Consider the following 17,122-nt stretch of genomic DNA (forward strand, 5'->3'; position numbering starts at 1 on the left):
GTGCAATAAAGCTATAGACCCTATAGCCATAACGTTATACACGCAACTGCATGTTTCAATTCGTTAAGCAGACGGTTGAAATCCTTTGAATTGCCGTTTGCTCACGTCATTCACTGAAACGCGCTCGCCACTTCCCTACGCTGGTATGATCCAGATCAGGTGCAAAGGGTCCGGAATCGCATTCTTCCATCTCAGCCGCATCGTGCGGCCCCCCTAGTGTTCATATGAAGTTGTAGCCTATGTTACCATAGACGGTTTTTTTTGTCACCGTCATTTCTGTTAAACATTGTCTTGAATCGCCCTAGTTTGTCTCAGACCATTCTTCTACATTCCATGTTTTGGTGACCCAACCCTCGTAGAAATCAGGTTCATGAGATACCAGTAACACCGTTCCCTTGAATTCTTGCAAAGCACGCTGCAACTCCGCTTTGGCTGTGACATCGAGATGGTTTGTCGGCTCATCGAATAAAATCCAGTTGCTTTCACGCATCAAGAGTTTGCATAAACGAACCTTGGCTTGCTCTCCACCACTCAGCATGTTAAGCGGACGGGTAATGTGCTCATTTTTCAACCCACAGCGTGCGAGATGACCCCGGACCTCATTCTGGGTCAAATGTGAAAACTCATTCCAAACATCCTCAATCGGCGTGATATTTCCAGCACGAACTTCCTGTTCAAAATAGGCCGTTTCGAGATAATCTCCCAAGAAGGTCTTTCCACTCAGTGGAGATATTTTGCCCAGAATAGTTTTCAGCAGTGTCGATTTACCCACACCATTACAACCTACGATGGCAATTTTTTCACCACGTTCAATTGTCATCGTCATTTTGGGCAGCAAAGGATACGTATATCCAATTTCAAAATCAATACCCTCAAAGACCGTTTTGCTGCTCGCACGGGCATCCTTGAATTTAAACGTTGGTTTGGCCGCTTCATCTGGGCGATCAATACGTTCAATTCTGTCCAGCTGCTTCTCCCGGCTCTTCGCTCGACCTGATGTTGAAGCACGTGCCTTGTTACGCTGAATGAAATCTTCCTGCTTCTTGATGTACTCTTGCTGCTTCTCGTATGCATCAATATGCTGGGCTTTATTCATATCAGCCATCTCAAGGAACTTGTTATAGTTCGCTGCATATCTCGTTAATTTGGCAAATTCCAAATGATAAATGACATTTACGACTTCATTCATGAATTCCGTGTCATGGGAGATTAAGAGAAACGCGTGAGGGTAGTCCTTCAGGTAACGTGACAGCCATTCAATATGCTCTACGTCCAGATAGTTGGTCGGCTCATCCAGCAAAAGTGCTGTAGGTTTCTCGAGCAGAAGCTTGGCAAGAAGCACCTTGGTACGTTGTCCACCACTTAGAGCTGCGACATCTCGATCAAGACCAATTGCGGACAAACCAAGACCATTGGCCATCTCTTCCACTTTTACGTCAATCAGATAAAAGTCGCCCTGTTCCAGTTGTTCCTGAATATCGCCCATCTCTTCCAGCAACTGCTCCAACTTATCTGGATCTGCATCTGCCATCTGGTCCGTAATATTCATCATTTCTTTTTCCAATTCAAGCAACGGAAGGAATGCATCCTTAAGAACGTCACGAATGGTTTTGCCTGGCGTAAGCTTTGTATGCTGATCCAGATATCCATAACGAACCTTAGGTGTCCATTCCACTTTTCCACTATCTTTAAGCAATTTACCGGTAAGGATGTTCATTAATGTGGATTTACCCACACCATTGGCACCAACAAGTCCTACGCGCTCTCCGGCAAGTAAACGAAACGATACATTTTTAAATAACGTGCGATCTCCAAAATTGTGACTCACGTTCTCTACTGACAATAAACTCATAAGATGAGGTAGCTCCTATCTATTAGACATTACTTTTGTGATTGTTCCGAAACCCTATTCTAGCACAAGTCCCGTCTTTTCTGAAAGTAATGTAAACAGCTCAGGAACCTCTTCCATGATTTTGTCATACAGGCTCCCTACCGATTAGAGCATTTATATTCGAAATAGCCTTGTGCAGCTGCTTGTCTTGCGTCTGTGAATACCTCTTCAGCACGGTAACCATTACCACATGTGGAGGGATAGTAGTACTTGATACCCGTTAAAGGATCTACCCCACCTACGATGGCCGTTTTCTTCACAAGTCTGCCTCCACCAATTGCGTAATTGTTGATTTTCTGGTCACCCACACCTATACCTTGGATAAAGGCCATAATCCCTGTATCGTTAATGGAGTTGTACCAATCTTCCTGCGCAATCAGGGGCATCGTAAACGTATAGGAAATACCGTTCTTTCTGGCAAACTCATTATGGCGGTTAATCACATCAGCCAGATCATCCTGCACAGCAGTCACAATCTGGCTTTGTCTAACTTGCTCAAATACGCTGGTATTCTGAAGTAAAGGAATCTGTGTGGTTGAAGCCAGTTCTTTTTGAAATCCCTCAATCCATTTCCCTGCGTTTGCGTCATAGGCATATACGTAGTCGTCCAGTGTAAAGTTAATACTGTTACCATTAGAATCTGAATATGTATAAGGTTTCTTGGGGCTCCATACTTGCCTGAAAGAACCTTCAAGGTTACCCGTCATCTCTGTTTCTGTGGACAACATATAATAGCCATCATAATCCAGAATAACCACGGCAGGAATGTAATTAAACATGTTTCGAATAGCAACGGGATCATTCTGAATCCCCATATTCAAAGCCATCGTCTGCGTAAATGTCAACAAGGCGAGCTCCTTGTCCGCTTTAACAAACTTGGTTGAATCATAACCTGCTTCATCATTTTGTTTCTCATTCTGATGCATCACCGCACCTGCATCCATAACTGCGGTTTGAAGTGCAGATCTGTATCGTTGACCAAGATATTGAGCCTCTTCGGCATCTTGGGTATGGAGTGAGATGATCCAGAAGAGCGGGAAGAAGATCAGCACGAATACAATGGACAGCTCAATAGAAATAGGTAAGGATTTGATATAATCACCGCCTTTTCCCCTTCTCCACACCGTGCGTGCGACTTTCATCGCACACGGCGCTCCATCTTTTTAGATTTTTATTACAATAGGTTCCAAGTTACTCATTTTTCGGTACAGGTTGATTTTCTGAATCGTAGAGTCTGAAAATCCAAACGGCGACATGAGTTTGACAATCGTCTCTGATTTTGTAGCATGAACAAGTTTATGGATATCTTTGTGTAGAATACGTAGATTGCTAAAATCGTCTGTCCCACCTAAATGGATTGGCAAAAGATGATGGCAATGCACGTAATCAGCAGTTAGTAAAATGCCAGATATCTCGCATTTGCCACCCTGCATACTATATCTACTCAGTCTGTTATCCAGGTATTCAATGCTACGGTTTGGTATGTTTGACTGCATTAGTTTAATTAGTTCATATCTAATATCCGTCTTTAAATCCCTATGAAGTCTCTTTCTTCCTTCTGATGTATACGGATTTAACGTCTGCTGAAAGCATAGGTTGTTAACCGTTTTTACATCTCTGAACGGAAAGAGATATACACCTGCGACCTTAAAGGTTCTATATCTGTTCCTGTAGAACTTCTTGAAGGTTGGCGGGGCATTATCAGGATATTGGTATTTACCAATAACTTTGAGACGATTGTATGTGAATGCTTTCAGATCAAAGGCAAGTCGTGAGAACTCTACACTAACATGTGTTGCACGTGAAAAGTAATTGTGTAAACCAAGTACAAAGCTATTGAAGAGAAGAGCGTTTTGAGTAATTGGTGCTTTGTGCAGATTCTTAATGCGCTCTCTTGCTTGCTTCTTGATTTCTGCTCTCTTCTTTTCATTTATACCCGTATAGGCGACTCTTCTTTTTCCTTTTTTCTCAGCCCATATTGTGAATCCCAGGAAATCAGATTTACGTTTCCTGAGGTTTACAATCTGTGATTTTTCGGGTGAGATGTCTAGTTTAAGGCGGTCTCTAAGATAGAGTCTTACAGCGTGATACCACTTCTGAGCTGATTTCCAATCCCGACAAAGAATTTTAAAATCATCGGCGTATCGCACAATATATCCTTCTTTAAGATTGGTTTTCTTGAGTGCTCTGATCCTGTGATAGTCTCCTGCATAGGCGTATTGAGTTTCGAAGTTTGTCCATTGTCCTGCAACCCACTGATCCAAGTCATTTAATACTACATTTGACAGGAGAGGAGATAAGATTCCACCTTGTGGTGTGCCTTTCAACGGTATCCCTTCATCTTCAATTTCAGCTTTAAGCATTTTGCTGATGATTCGAAGTACTCTTTTATCCCTAATACCCATATTCCATAGTTGTTTCAAAAGCAATGTGTGGTTCACATTATCGAAGAATCCTTGAATATCAACATCAACGACATAATGGAGATTGGTTGTGTTTATAAGATGTTGTACTCTCGCTAGAGCGTTGTGTGTTGATCTTACCGGTCTAAACCCGTAACTATGTTTATAGAAGTAAGCTTCCGCAATTGGTTCAATAATTTGTTTAAAACATTGCTGAATGATTCTGTCAACTATGCATGGAATGCCTAACGGTCTTTTCTTTCCATTAGGTTTTGGTATAAGGACTCGCCTAACCTTTTTGGGTTGATAATTCAAAAGCTTGTTTCTTACGTGGCTCACAATCTCTTCTTCTGTTAGTGTCTTTATATTCTCTATGGTTTTGCCATCTGTTCCTGGTGTAAGTGAGCCTTTGTTTGATTTAATTGTTCGAAAAGCTAGGAGGATGTTCTGATGTGAGTTTATTAGCCCGTATAAATTATCGAACTTTTTTCTTCCTAGTGCTTTTTCGTGTAAATCAGTAAAAGTACTCGTCATGTCGTAGTAGTCCCAGTATCGAAGAGTTTGCACTGTGGCTTCACCTCCTTACGGTGATTCCCCACGTTCCTACCTGATCGGTGCAATTCACTTTTCGGAAAAATTGTTTATTATCTAAAAAGACTTGAGGCTGTTCCTCCGTAGCCATTACAGCCACTTCATTGGTCGTGCCTCTACTCTCACAAGGATTAGTACATTTCAGCAAATTTCTGCCTTATAGTAGACGTCTAGGATGACAGTCCTGTAAATCGACGTTCCTTGCTTTCCTTGTACCTTGTGACCTAGCTATGCTTGCTAGACCTTAGGTGCCTCCTTTGAGCCTGTGGACTTGATATCGCCATTGTTCGATATAGCGTGTTTCCTAGACTACAATCGTACTCTACGCTATCCACCCTGACTTCTGTCAGTACATATGTTTCCATATGTTATGAATTTAGACCCGTACATTCGGAGGTTCGTCAGGTTTTTTACAACCATTCTCATCATAGTCCGCTTTTCAGCCATCCGGCATATCAGTTAGCATACCTTCTCAATAGAGTGGCTCCAGCTTCCCTTCTGCCGACTTCACCTGTGCTTCATACCCGACACGCTGTCCGTGTCACGCACGCAGGAGATTAACGGAATTGTTTCAGGATACATGGTTCCCTCTTTCCAATTCTCGGTCGCAAAGTTGGACTTATTTAGTTAAGTCCCCGCTTTTCCCGAATTGTTCGGTTATAGCGGAACAAGTCACACGTAATCTTCATTGAGAACCATACCTCCGTATGTTACAAATACCGCTGAAGCCTGAGCCGTACCACTCAACCATTCACGAATGAGCATGGAAGGTGTACGATTTGTATTTTGGAGCGTCACGGTGAAAAAATCCCCTGTGGTCAACGTATATCTTCGGCCAGGATCATCAACCGGTATCACACCTGAGGATGGGAATAGTCGCTCTCGAATCTGAGCTGCATAATATCCATCCTGAACTACCTCGTAAGTTCCGGTAAAACTGTTACGGTCCATCGGGTCTGTATAGTGAGGTACATATTTCTTATGCAAATGTTCCATCGACACCTCATACAGATTGCCCGTCTGGGCCAGTTGCTCCTCAAACTCAGCCAACATTCGAGGTGAAATATACCCTTTCGTTCGGACAGCATCAACAAAACGTGTTACATTCTGAACAGCCGTCATACGTGCTATATCATCCTGCCGATCAGCTGTTTCAGCAGCTGGGTACACATAGAGCAAAAGGACTGCGAGCAATACGGCAAGCAGCTTGGATGCGGCATTAATCAATTCACACTGGCCTCCTTCCAAAAAACAATCTTGAGCAGTTCTCCAGTTTCATTTCGTATAAACTCCGGACTGTAGGTGGCATCGAGCTGGACAGGAATAGTCGCTGTTTTGCTGACAAGTGGATCGATCACATACGAAGTTCCATCTACCTCTACAGGAATGCCTGTGCCTGTCATCTGTCTTACGGTATGCAACACTTCCGCACCACTATACTGATACGGATTGGTGGTATGCAGTGTTGTTGTCAGCCGGCCTTCCATGCCTGCTTTTGTCTGAACTCTGTCGTTTAAGGCCGCTGATAAAATCTTAACATTATGTTGCCCGTACAGGCAGGCTGTCACAAACAGGACAACCGCCGTACAAAACAACATGAGATGCTGGGTATTCCGGGACATGTTAAACCAACTCCTGTCAGGATTGCTGGAAGATCAGCCCTCTTACCACGTTGGATCGGTCTTTTACGATAATGGCTTTGAATTTACCACTTGGATTGACATATTGATTGTCTTTTTCACTCATGGTCTGGTTAATAATCCCCACTTTATCGTCAGGCGCAATAACCGAGCCGTAGTCCGCATTATTGAGATCCTGTGAAATATTCAATTGATTACCGTACCATTGACCCGCTTTATTTTTACCTGTAATGACTTGAATACCGAACTGATCCTTGTCCGCATATTTACGCAGCGCATTGGTTACCTGTGATCCACTGATAGTTGTTCCGTCATATACTGTAAATGCAGCCTGGGACAACTCGGTTTGGATATCAGCAAAATTGTTCTGGGCCGTCTTGGTTGCCTCCTGAGCTGAAATAAACAACAGAACTACAATTGTGATCAAAGCGATTGTTAAAAATATCCCTGCTGCCACCTTTAAAGCGCTTGATGCATTGTTCATAATAAATCCTCCCAAGTTATAAGTTATTGAACTATTTCAGACTTTCACACAGATGAATTGTGCTACAGTTTCTGAATTTGCTCATAATAAATGCTCATCTGCAAGAAACTCATACCAACCAATGGAATAACCAGATACAAAAAGATAAGGGCGTACATAGGTGTAAATCCAATGGTTCTCCCCCAAGATGCTTTGACATCTATCATTTTGCTGTACTCCTGCTTGCGTTGTTCAAAATAAAATGCCATCATGCTCTCGAGATCATCGAAGGCTTCACGTATTGAGATTTTGCCAAGGGCAAGCTGCAATTTATCAACCAGTCGCTGGAACTCGGGCAAGCCCGCCTCTTCCTTTAATTGCTCAAGTGCAAGCTCTGGTCCATGTTCAAAATGCAACAAACATTTTTGCAACGGGCGCTTGAAAATGACGGCAAATCGATTAAGCCATTCCAATATCTCCTCGACTGACATTCGGTCCATCTCACGCAAAATGGATATCACTGTCTGGAATTGATAGATTTCATGTCGCATATCCAACCTTCGCATTTTCCGCTGAAATATCATGAGCCATACGGGCATGTAGTACCCTGCTGCACCCATGAGAATGGCTATAATCATTTCCCACCAGCGTACATACTGCTTGTTATACACCTCAAATTTCTGCATAATGCGCGCGATCGTCTCAGCCTGAGTATCATGGTCCAACTGAACGGGAGATAACTGCTGTAACGCTTTGGAGACTTCTTCGTATGTAGCTCCTCGGTTCATTTCTACACTTTTCAGTACGGATTGATCTAATGCTGTTTTTTCCTCAGCTTTCCTGAGATCCGCTTCAGCCATTGCACCAAACATTCGATCATCCCGGATCGGATCATGCAAGATGTGGTTACGTTCAACCTGGTGCAACAACAAGATGCAACCCATTGTAAGGACCAAACAACCTGCGAATAACATCACTCGTCGAATGGCAAGCCATTCAAATTTCAACTCTGAGCTGCTCTCCCTCATGAGCCGTATCGTTTGACTGTACTGTGCACTGCCAGGTTTTGCTGCAAACAACATTGCCAATTTCCGTATGAAGGTTTGCCTGTACAGAAACTGATCCAACCATGAATGCTTATGCCCTGACCGGTAACGGGTCTCATCGTATTGCTGGAGCCTTTGCAAAAGCAAATAAGCAAGGATAATGATGACATAGATCGATATTTTGGTAACAAAACCGACTTTGCTGCGATAAAATTCATCCATCGTTGGGAAACTGACTCTGGCCCAGCGTTCGATCGGAGCGGTGAATAATACCGGAGCGAGCGCGATGATATTAAGTCCTTTGAGCAGGTAATCCAATTTATCACGCCGCAAAATCTCCAAATGAATCTCCTGAGTTAGGTTACCAAGTCCTTTGAGATAAATAGAGCCTTGTGCCCTGTCCTTATCCCCAAACTCCATGACCATATAGGAAACGCCAGCGAATCCTTTGAGAAAACGGTTGGGAGCCACTTCATAATAACGCTCAAGTGCTTCATTTGGATCTGGAGAAGTCAGAGCTTCGTAGATCAGTCTTACCTGTTCTGCCGCTTCTCCTGTACCTGCTTCAGCGGCTTCATAGAGCGCTTCCTCAACCATGCCATGCTGATGATACCGATGCCTTACATCTGCGAAGATATCCAACATCTGCACCAGCAACCTTTTCTCCATACGACTGAGGCACATATCTAATACCAGACTGTTTAGCACCACAGCACAGAGTACAGAAAGTATTACAAAAGCGATACCCGGCTGTAGTAAAAACAGAATGACACTTATGCCTCCATAACCTCCAAGAATAATCAGAACCACTGTCATCGTCAGTCTGCGAAGTGAAGGCTCATCCCCAACATGGCGGAATGAAATACGTTTCTGAACCTGTAGAATATAAGCTGATAGCAGTGGCACTTTCATTCCAAGACGATAGGACTGCAACAAGATTGATCCCAATCCCTTGAATCCCTTCCCGCTAGGAGCAAAAATCACGCCGGATTGAATTGCTGAACCACCTCCTCTGTGACGTAACATACTTAAAACCAGAAGTGTGATCAGCAAACCTCCTGCACAAATACTTAATACGAGGAGCAGAATCCATTTAATTGTCATACTGATCACCCCAGTGTTGCTTCATAAACTGTTCAAACTTCTCAGCATCCTGTAATGTCATCTGTTCTCGCATATCCATCATGCATCCAGAGGAGATTGGTGCTGTTGCAACATACGCTCCATCTCTGTACTCCACAACATTACGAAATGTAAAACCTGCCCTCTCTTCCACGCTGTCACCTTGATTCGCACGAGGAAGACATTCCGTAATCCGTTCGATATATCTTCGTCCCTCAGCATCTTTCTTCATATGAACATCGAAATTGATGACACTCACAACCTGCTCCTCAGCAATATGCTCATGCTGGAACATACCTGTCTTGAGCAAGGAATTACGGAGGGAGAAGACCAGATCACGAAACGTTTTGGCATGGTGGGTAAACAGGGTGAACAGACTGGCTACCTGAGACATTTGAATCATCCATGCGGCCACTTCATCACTCGCTACCTCACCAAGAATATTGACGGTACCATCCGTTTTTTTCTGCAAATCAAGCCCTTGTTGACCTGAGATGTGTTCAGTCTCTCGGAAACTCAAAATATTACGTCGGCTATAAATCCGTCTTAATTGAAGTTCAAACGCCATCTCCTGCACCCGAAGGGTGTACGATGCATAGATGTGTTTGACCATAGCCATAAGCAACGTTGTTTTACCAGAACCCTGTGCACCGGTTACAGCTGTAATCCGGCTTCCTTTCATCAGGTATTGAAGCAGGGTTATTGGCAGATCTGCGTTGTTACCCGTAATCAATTGTTCAAGTGAAGCATTCGGAATATCGAACTTCCGGACGAAGAATGCCCACGATTCTGCAAAAGGAGGACGAACAACAACGACACGGGAGCCGTCTTTCATCTCGTTCACCTTGTATCCACTTGCTTCCGACAGCTGTCCGGGATAATTGTATTTGTATATATTCTGGCATACCCTTTTCAGTTCACGGATGCTTCCGAACGACAGAAAGGATAGATGAATGGACTTACCTTTATAAAAAATCCAGACACTTTCCATGCCGCTAAGCGGTTCTTCATGTGCATCATCCTCCAGTCCTTGATCCAGCAAATCATTCCATGATGCCGGTTTTCGAAGTCCCGTATTATGAACAGCATCAAGCATACCGCTGACACCACCACTAACGCCGTCAATCCGTTGGTCCCTTATCTCATCAACAACCGAGAACCCTTTATAATGTTGATAGATACGTTGCACGATAATATCCGTCTTTTCTCTGAATCCAAGCTCTCGATATTCGCACTCGAACACATACTGAATATCCTCCTCAGAAATATAATAACTTCCTCCATCGTCCGTACCTTCCTCCATTCGCAGCCTTCCCAGATCGTAGGTATCAATCATGCGGGAGATTGCATCCACACCGAATTGCTGTCGGTACAGATAAAACACAATTTCGAATCGGTCCTGGATCGTCAACAAATCTGGTTCTGCAAACAAAATAACTTCATCTACATTTGACTTGTTCAGCCCTATGCTTCGGGTCAGCAGATCCCCTATCAGATTTTTGACATACGTTTTGTCGCTGACACTGCCTGAGACACAGCCCTTCAGTGCTTTTCTCATCTCGGCACGTTGATTAATTCTTCGACGATATTCTTCTTCATGCAGACCCGCATCCGCGAGCTGACTATGACTAAGCTCATGAAGTGAGTTCTTCACCTTCTCAATCAACATGTCAATCGTGAATGATTCCTGTTCAGGAACACGAGCATTCTTTTCACGAAGAAACGTTTTATACTTGAACCAGATATAAGTCAGGCACAGAATCAAAATTAAACTTATCCATATGGTATTCCAGAGCATCGGAGGTTCAGGCTCCCCTTTCCAGCCTCTTCAGAACTGTGCGCATACCTGCACCGTCCATAATCAGGCGAGCGAGTTCGCTCATGCTTGCAGCAAAGCTCCCTTTACGAATATCCTTATCCTCAGTCAAACTTTCCAACTGCAAGTACCTGGCGACATCTCGCCGATTCATTGCATCCAGGTATCCGGTTGTGTACGGTATCGCAGATATCGTGCCTTTGTATCTGAACTGGCGCCGAATATTGGAAAGCGTTGCACGGGCATGCGAATCGTATTTGTTAATTACAACATGTATATTCATATTGTTCATTCGTTCTGGCAGGATCTCTTCAAAGAACAACTCCAGATTTCGCATATTTTGATCGAGATTAATTACAACATAGTCCGCCTGTTGCAGCTTGAGCTGTGAATCCACACCAGCATGATCCGCATCCAGAAGAACCAGATCATAATACTCGTTAGCTACATTCAGCAGCTTTTTCACAGTCTCACCATGTTCCTGCGGGGAACGTTCCATCTCATCCATTCTTCCGGTTAGGAAATCAAGTCTTTCTTTCAGAAGTGGCTTGGTATAATCCCTGAGATTGTGCTTATTCAGACTTCCGCTCGAATGCAGCCGTTCAATCGCATCCCAGCCACCCTCTTCGAAGGAGAACATTAAATCCGCTGAATCCGTATCTTTGGACGGTAGAGCAGCTTCTGTGCCAGTTCCTGCAACGCCTGCATTAACAAGTAACACTCTTGTCTTGTAGTGGAGTGCCATCGCATAAGCACTAATTAATGTGCTTGAAGTACAACCTGTTCCTGCAAAAGGGCTCCAAAAGGTAATGGTGCTCATGCTCTCATCCTCTCTGCTTCTTTCATCGCACGACGACTGCGAACACTTTCCCAACCTGTTAACTGCTCGACCACGCGACACAACGATTTTTTGTAATTTCGTGACAAAGGTCCAAGATGAACTCGGCGATGATGCTCATTCTCAAGCTTAACCGCCGCTGTTAACTCATCCCACGGAAGAACTAAAGATTCTCCTGTCCACACAAACGGACTGCCCTCCAGATACGCCCACAGATAACGAGCTTCAAGCTTGCAGTCAACCCCGTTAATTAAGAGCCGCTGAAATGGCAGCTCACCAGGTAATGACTGTTCTTCAAGCAACCGCTTCAACCAGCCCTTACCACGTTCCAGATTGTAACGCTCATAATCACTCACCCAGACTCTTACATCGGCATTCAGCCAGAGATTACGGGATGCAAAATGCGAGGTCTCCATGTCATATAACACATAGTCATAACTGTCCAATCGCTCTCCATTTACTTCAAGATGATTCTCTACAGCTGCTGAAGTGACAAAATGACAAGCGATATCAAATCCCTCAAATTCCGCAATTCGCAAAGACTGTTGACTGTCACCAACACCGTACCCATACTTCTGTTGTAAGGTTCCATCTACGAGTAAGACCTTGTTGCCTGTTGAAGCCAATATCTTGCAAAGATATAACATCAGATCATTCTTCTCACATAAACCCGCAAAGATCCATGTATGCATAGATGTTACAACTCCTTTCTTTTTCTTAAACCCCTTGTTATCTGAATTATCCTAAAGTAAACCTCGGATTTCGCTCTATTCTCCACCCGTTAACAAGCTCTGCTGTTCTGTTTGTAAAGCTTCAGCAGGATCATTTACACTTCCAGCATTAGCTCCTGCTCCGTTACCTGAACCATCATTCCACATCACTCCATCCGACGTTGCCGGATTATTTGATGATGGACGACTGTTATATGTAACTGAGGATTGTGCCACATCCTGTTCAACCCCTTTTGACGGTGCTGTCATGGAGGCGGCCAGTGAACTTTCAAGCGAACTTCGCACCTGTCTGGATAATTCCTGTTCGGCTCGTCGAACAATATTCGGATCACTCTCCAGCAGTTTTAACACTTCTGAATTGGCAGGATACGTCGCGATTGCAGGTGTCTGAAACTGTGGTTCTACATAGGTTAAGGCATAGATTGAAGCTTTATGTAAATAGGCATCTACAATTGCACTTGAGAGTGACAGAATCTCTTCCTCCGTCATCGTAATCCATAAGGTAGCTGCATTGAGTCGTTCCACTTTTTTCTTCGATAAGAGAACATAGTCCTGTCCGGTAGGGAATTGGATACGAACATCAATAATATCTCCCTTAACGAGTGAGGACGGCAGTAATACAACTTGCAGCTCTCGATTTCTTAAATCAGGCGGAGCCGGTACATCCTCATACACCATCTCGGTGGTAATGGCTGTTCCTTTTTTTAACTCTATTTTGGCCACTTGGCCTTCCATCTGCTTGGTACTGGACCAGAGGTTTCGCGGTGCTTGTGCATCCGGAACAGCAATGAGCTTCAGATCCTCCGGTAATATCGGTTCACCTGCTTCAATATCCCGAATCGTAACCCATCCTTGTGCTCCCGAATCCCATTGTTGCTTTAATTCAGCTTCCTTTTCCTCATATGCCGATAAATAACGGGCTTCTACAGCTGACCTGACATCCCCCATCGTTTTGACATTGTAAATAACATATCCTCCGAACACCAACCCTACGGCTCCTGCTCCGATAAGTCCGGCATAGATCAGTTGACGGCTTTGTTTTCTTAATTTAGACAAAAGAGGCTCTCCTTTCGTAATCTCTTCTAATCATGCACTTTCCTTCGTGAAAAGAACGAACGTTTCTTGGGGTGTTGTGCCATCATATGCATTAAAATATGTGAAAACACTCTATCCGTCTGTGCGTCCTTGTCAAAAGGGTCGATATGTAACGGCAGACTATATACACTCGATGTATCCAGAACTTTACGAATGCGCTGAACAGCTTCACTTGCTGCCAAGGGCAGACAATATATCCATTTCTCTCGTGGATACCGATGATGTGATCGAACAAAAGCGCCAATCTCCGCCTGTCTCCATTCGGCACCTGAGCCTATCACAATCGGCAGATCTGCACGCAGGAATTCTTCCAGCCGGTTCTGGTCCTGACCACTACCAAGATCCATCACGATGAATTGATAACTCCCCCCAAGCAAAGACAAAATATCCGCTCGCCCGGATTGTTTCCAATAATGCACACCATCCACTGCAAACTGTCTGCCTGCTGGCACCGGTTTACCCGCTTGAGCGATTTGTTGAATCCTTGCAAAGGATTGAGAGCGAGGTGACATTTCAATCACAGCTACTTTGAAGTTTTGCCTTTCGAGATAATGACTGATAGCTATAGCCGTGTGGGTAACCCCTACACCAGATGAAGCACCAGTCAGGGCAATAACTCTTGTTCCCCCATTCAAGGTCATCGTTGTATCTCCACCGGGCATTGTTCCGCCGGGTATTCGGAGCAGTTCCTTCCTTACCTCATCAGCAGATTGGAATCGCTCTTCGGCATTATACCTTAACAGTCTTCTCGCCACAGGGATGTATGTCCGCGGAACATCACTCCGGATAGAGCTTTCCACACCCTGAATCCATTCCGTATAGGCCCCACTTGTCATAAGATACAGGAGCAATGCTCCGAGTCCATATAGATCTGAACGCGCATCGGTCTGACCCGAGCCATATTGTTCTGGAGCGGCAAAACCAGCTGTTCCCAACTTAACGGTATCTTCAGCACTTTGCGGTTTGTAACTTCTGGCGATGCCAAAATCAATTAATCTTACTTCATGTTCCGGCGTGATCATGATGTTTGATGGTTTCAGATCCCTATAGATCACAGGTGGATTCAGATTATGCAAATAACTCAACACATCCAGCAATTGAAGTACAAGCTCCGTCAACTGCTCCATTGGGATCTTCCCACGACACTGCTTGAAATACTCACTGAGCGTTAACCCGTCGATGTATTCCATCACCAAGTATGTGTACCCGTCTTCATCCGGAACAAAAAAATCAACGATTTGCGGCAATCTTGGATGACGAAGAGATGTCAGAAGAGCGGCTTCCGTCTCCATACTGCCTTCATATGGCATAATCGTTACGCTTTCTTTAATTGCCCATAACTTGCCCGGCAACTTCAGATCCTCCGCCTCGTATACATGGCTCATTCCGCCTGTTCCCAGAATGGATACGATACGATATCTACCTCCCAGCAGGCTTCCGCGTTCCAGCCTGGCCGGATGTCTCATACCAATTCCTCCTTTAATACACAACAAAAAAGGGAAAGCCTCACCGAAGAAGAACAGACCGGATATCCGGTTTCGTTCACTTCGGGATGCTTTCCCTCAGGTTTGTTATGGTTAATATTGGTATCATTATAGTACAGACAGGAATAGATTGTAAAGCACAAAATTTAATGAGCTTAATCGAATCAATTTCTTAATATTTGACCATATAGAGTGTAATCTCTTCCCGGTTATGGAACAACTGCTTGGAACATTGAATCTGCATCCGTGAACGCTCAAACGTTTCAATGACGTCTTTAATGAGCGCGAGCGGTTTTTTATGCAATAACTTCACCGTAACAATCGCTGTCCCCCCGGGTTGCAGACTATATAGAAGGTCTGATACAAGTCGGCTCATCAGCTTCGGACTCCAACTCATATCACATACGAGCAGATCGAATTCTCCTTCGCGGAAACGAACATCCCCTGCATTCTTTTTCAAGAAAGTCAGTTTGGGTGATGCCAGCAGGGTCGCATCCATCTTCGCCGGATCTACCGCCGTTACTTCAAGCCCGCGCTCAAGCAGGAACGAGGTCCATCCACCTGGTGCAGCGCCGATATCAAGTGCCTTATGGAATGAAGTAAAGTCGATGCCAAACGTTTGCTCGGCTTCAAGCAATTTGAACTTTGCCCGCGAGATCTGTCCTTCTTCTTTTTGAAAACGTACGGCGCCCCCGCTCCAGTCTGACAGATTCTGTTCAGGTCTGGATATACCAGCATACAACATATCATTCGCAGCAAATACGGAAATGACATATTCAGCATCACGTACAACCCATTCACAACCTAGCTCATCCAGCTTTTCAGTCAGCAGTTGCTTCAATGAGGCTGCATTTTCTTGCCAAAACGCCCCTTCTGTCTTCCGTACCTGCAACACGACAGAGGCACCAGTCAATTCCTTATGATTCAACACAAATGCAATCAATTTCTCAATAGACTGCTCCGAATCTTCTGTATTCTCCTGAAACTGAACAGGTTGAATATGACGTAAAAACGTTGGATACTCTGCCCACAGCTTATCTGCAACTTCTTCCTCCGCTACAGGCAGACCCGCAAGCAATATTTCTCCTGGTACGAGTACCGTGCTCTTCACCGCACCAAACGTACGGCGCAACTCTTCCTGAGCATAAGGGGCAAAGCCATGATTGGCTGTGCAGATAAAACGGGAGAAGTTGCCTTCTTCCCAAGACGATTGTGTACTCAAATTGTGTTACCCTCCAGAACGTACGCGTATCCACGGACGACCATTATCCCACTGGATATCGACCGGAACATCGTACGTATGCTTAATTGTATCTTGTGTCAAAACTTCATGTTTGGGGCCAGCTGCCGCAATACGTCCATCGCGGATCAAGGCCACATGCGTGAATAAAGGTACGATCTCTTCAACATGATGTGTTACATACACAACTGTAATGTTACGCTGGCGCAGACGATCAATCTCAGCCAGCATTTTCTCACGTTCATATAAATCCAGCCCGGCACAAGGCTCGTCCATAATCAGCAATTTTGGCTCAGCCATTAACGAACGAGCAAGCATGACTTTTTTACGCTCCCCTTGGGATAACGTTCCCAGCGCGTTGTTAGCCAGATTGGCAAAACCCATGTCACCTAACAAACTCATTGCCTTTGCTTTTACTTCATCAGGAATTGTCTGATAAAAACGCAAAAAAGCATAAGCTCCTGTAGCGACGACCTCCCATACCGGATCTCTGGGTGTGAGTTTCTCAATCAACGTTTGGCTGATATAACCGATTTCCTTACGTACTTCCCTGACGTCACATTGTCCATACAAATTACCGAGTACTTCAATACGTCCCTGGCTTGGAAACATATATCCGTTCATCATTTCGAGTAACGTTGTTTTTCCAGAACCATTCCGGCCCAGAATAACCCAATGTTCGCCTTGTTCGATACGCAAATGTACGTCATCCAAGATTTGATTCTCTTCTCGTCTAAGTGAGACATGTTCCATCGAGATTATA

Annotated in this window: 14 protein-coding genes and 1 riboswitch; all 14 genes read right to left on the minus strand. The window is 44.4% G+C overall.

Going from position 1 to position 17,122, the window contains the following annotated elements:
- Positions 1 to 115 precede the first annotated feature (115 nt).
- A riboswitch (TPP riboswitch) is annotated at positions 116 to 225 on the minus strand.
- Between the two features lie 76 nt (positions 226 to 301).
- The 14 genes from AC4E8D_RS18230 to AC4E8D_RS18295 all read right to left on the minus strand — a co-directional run bounded on the left by AC4E8D_RS18230 (position 302) and on the right by AC4E8D_RS18295 (position 17,121).
- Positions 302 to 1,852 (minus strand): ABC-F family ATP-binding cassette domain-containing protein, encoded by a 1,551-nt coding sequence (locus AC4E8D_RS18230; RefSeq protein WP_221821648.1) that lies wholly within the window; start codon positions 1,850 to 1,852, stop codon positions 302 to 304.
- Between the two features lie 137 nt (positions 1,853 to 1,989).
- Positions 1,990 to 3,033 carry a hypothetical protein gene (locus AC4E8D_RS18235; RefSeq protein WP_221821649.1) on the minus strand — a complete coding sequence of 348 codons (1,044 nt, stop codon included), beginning with the start codon at positions 3,031 to 3,033 and terminating at the stop codon, positions 1,990 to 1,992.
- Between the two features lie 21 nt (positions 3,034 to 3,054).
- Positions 3,055 to 4,860 (minus strand): group II intron reverse transcriptase/maturase, encoded by a 1,806-nt coding sequence (gene ltrA, locus AC4E8D_RS18240; RefSeq protein ID WP_285080847.1) that lies wholly within the window; start codon positions 4,858 to 4,860, stop codon positions 3,055 to 3,057.
- Between the two features lie 696 nt (positions 4,861 to 5,556).
- Positions 5,557 to 6,111, minus strand: a complete 555-nt coding sequence (locus AC4E8D_RS18245) for a hypothetical protein (protein WP_221821652.1) — start codon at positions 6,109 to 6,111, stop codon at positions 5,557 to 5,559.
- Positions 6,108 to 6,506 carry a hypothetical protein gene (locus tag AC4E8D_RS18250; protein WP_221821654.1) on the minus strand — a complete coding sequence of 133 codons (399 nt, stop codon included), beginning with the start codon at positions 6,504 to 6,506 and terminating at the stop codon, positions 6,108 to 6,110. The genes AC4E8D_RS18245 and AC4E8D_RS18250 overlap by 4 nt, the downstream gene beginning before the upstream one ends.
- Before the next feature lie 16 nt (positions 6,507 to 6,522).
- Positions 6,523 to 7,008, minus strand: a complete 486-nt coding sequence (locus AC4E8D_RS18255; protein WP_062834890.1) for a hypothetical protein — start codon at positions 7,006 to 7,008, stop codon at positions 6,523 to 6,525.
- Between the two features lie 62 nt (positions 7,009 to 7,070).
- Positions 7,071 to 9,137 carry a hypothetical protein gene (locus tag AC4E8D_RS18260; RefSeq protein ID WP_221821657.1) on the minus strand — a complete coding sequence of 689 codons (2,067 nt, stop codon included), beginning with the start codon at positions 9,135 to 9,137 and terminating at the stop codon, positions 7,071 to 7,073.
- The gene (locus AC4E8D_RS18265; protein ID WP_221821658.1) at positions 9,127 to 10,953 is read right to left on the minus strand and encodes a P-loop NTPase family protein; all 1,827 of its coding nucleotides are present in this window, start codon (positions 10,951 to 10,953) and stop codon (positions 9,127 to 9,129) included. The genes AC4E8D_RS18260 and AC4E8D_RS18265 overlap by 11 nt, the downstream gene beginning before the upstream one ends.
- Before the next feature lie 7 nt (positions 10,954 to 10,960).
- On the minus strand, positions 10,961 to 11,791 hold the full coding sequence (locus AC4E8D_RS18270) for a ParA family protein (protein ID WP_221821659.1): 831 nt from the start codon (positions 11,789 to 11,791) through the stop codon (positions 10,961 to 10,963).
- Positions 11,788 to 12,501, minus strand: a complete 714-nt coding sequence (locus tag AC4E8D_RS18275; protein ID WP_221821662.1) for a hypothetical protein — start codon at positions 12,499 to 12,501, stop codon at positions 11,788 to 11,790. The genes AC4E8D_RS18270 and AC4E8D_RS18275 overlap by 4 nt, the downstream gene beginning before the upstream one ends.
- A 75-nt stretch (positions 12,502 to 12,576) precedes the next feature.
- Entirely contained in the window at positions 12,577 to 13,596 is a 1,020-nt protein-coding gene (locus tag AC4E8D_RS18280) for an SAF domain-containing protein (RefSeq protein ID WP_221821664.1), read from the minus strand.
- Positions 13,597 to 13,622: 26 nt separating this feature from the next.
- Positions 13,623 to 15,101, minus strand: coding sequence for a serine/threonine protein kinase (locus AC4E8D_RS18285; RefSeq protein ID WP_221821665.1), 1,479 nt, complete (start codon positions 15,099 to 15,101; stop codon positions 13,623 to 13,625).
- A 190-nt stretch (positions 15,102 to 15,291) separates the two neighbouring features.
- Positions 15,292 to 16,341, minus strand: coding sequence for an SAM-dependent methyltransferase (locus AC4E8D_RS18290; protein ID WP_339304200.1), 1,050 nt, complete (start codon positions 16,339 to 16,341; stop codon positions 15,292 to 15,294).
- A gap of 6 nt (positions 16,342 to 16,347) precedes the next feature.
- Complete coding sequence (locus tag AC4E8D_RS18295; protein ID WP_221821791.1) at positions 16,348 to 17,121, minus strand: ABC transporter ATP-binding protein; 774 nt, start codon at positions 17,119 to 17,121, stop codon at positions 16,348 to 16,350.
- Position 17,122: the final 1 nt, after the last annotated feature.

Source organism: Paenibacillus sp. SRL342 (assembly GCF_984798905.1).

Bases quoted from the DNA above. Each gene is read 5' to 3' on its own strand.
- AC4E8D_RS18270 (WP_221821659.1), bottom strand. From the start codon at position 11,791: ATGAGCACCATTACCTTTTGGAGCCCTTTTGCAGGAACAGGTTGTACT.
- AC4E8D_RS18285 (WP_221821665.1), bottom strand. From the start codon at position 15,101: ATGAGACATCCGGCCAGGCTGGAACGCGGAAGCCTGCTGGGAGGTAGA.
- AC4E8D_RS18260 (WP_221821657.1), bottom strand. From the start codon at position 9,137: ATGACAATTAAATGGATTCTGCTCCTCGTATTAAGTATTTGTGCAGGA.
- AC4E8D_RS18265 (WP_221821658.1), bottom strand. From the start codon at position 10,953: ATGCTCTGGAATACCATATGGATAAGTTTAATTTTGATTCTGTGCCTG.
- AC4E8D_RS18230 (WP_221821648.1), bottom strand. From the start codon at position 1,852: ATGAGTTTATTGTCAGTAGAGAACGTGAGTCACAATTTTGGAGATCGC.
- AC4E8D_RS18250 (WP_221821654.1), bottom strand. From the start codon at position 6,506: ATGTCCCGGAATACCCAGCATCTCATGTTGTTTTGTACGGCGGTTGTC.
- AC4E8D_RS18275 (WP_221821662.1), bottom strand. From the start codon at position 12,501: ATGCATACATGGATCTTTGCGGGTTTATGTGAGAAGAATGATCTGATG.
- AC4E8D_RS18235 (WP_221821649.1), bottom strand. From the start codon at position 3,033: ATGAAAGTCGCACGCACGGTGTGGAGAAGGGGAAAAGGCGGTGATTAT.
- AC4E8D_RS18255 (WP_062834890.1), bottom strand. From the start codon at position 7,008: ATGAACAATGCATCAAGCGCTTTAAAGGTGGCAGCAGGGATATTTTTA.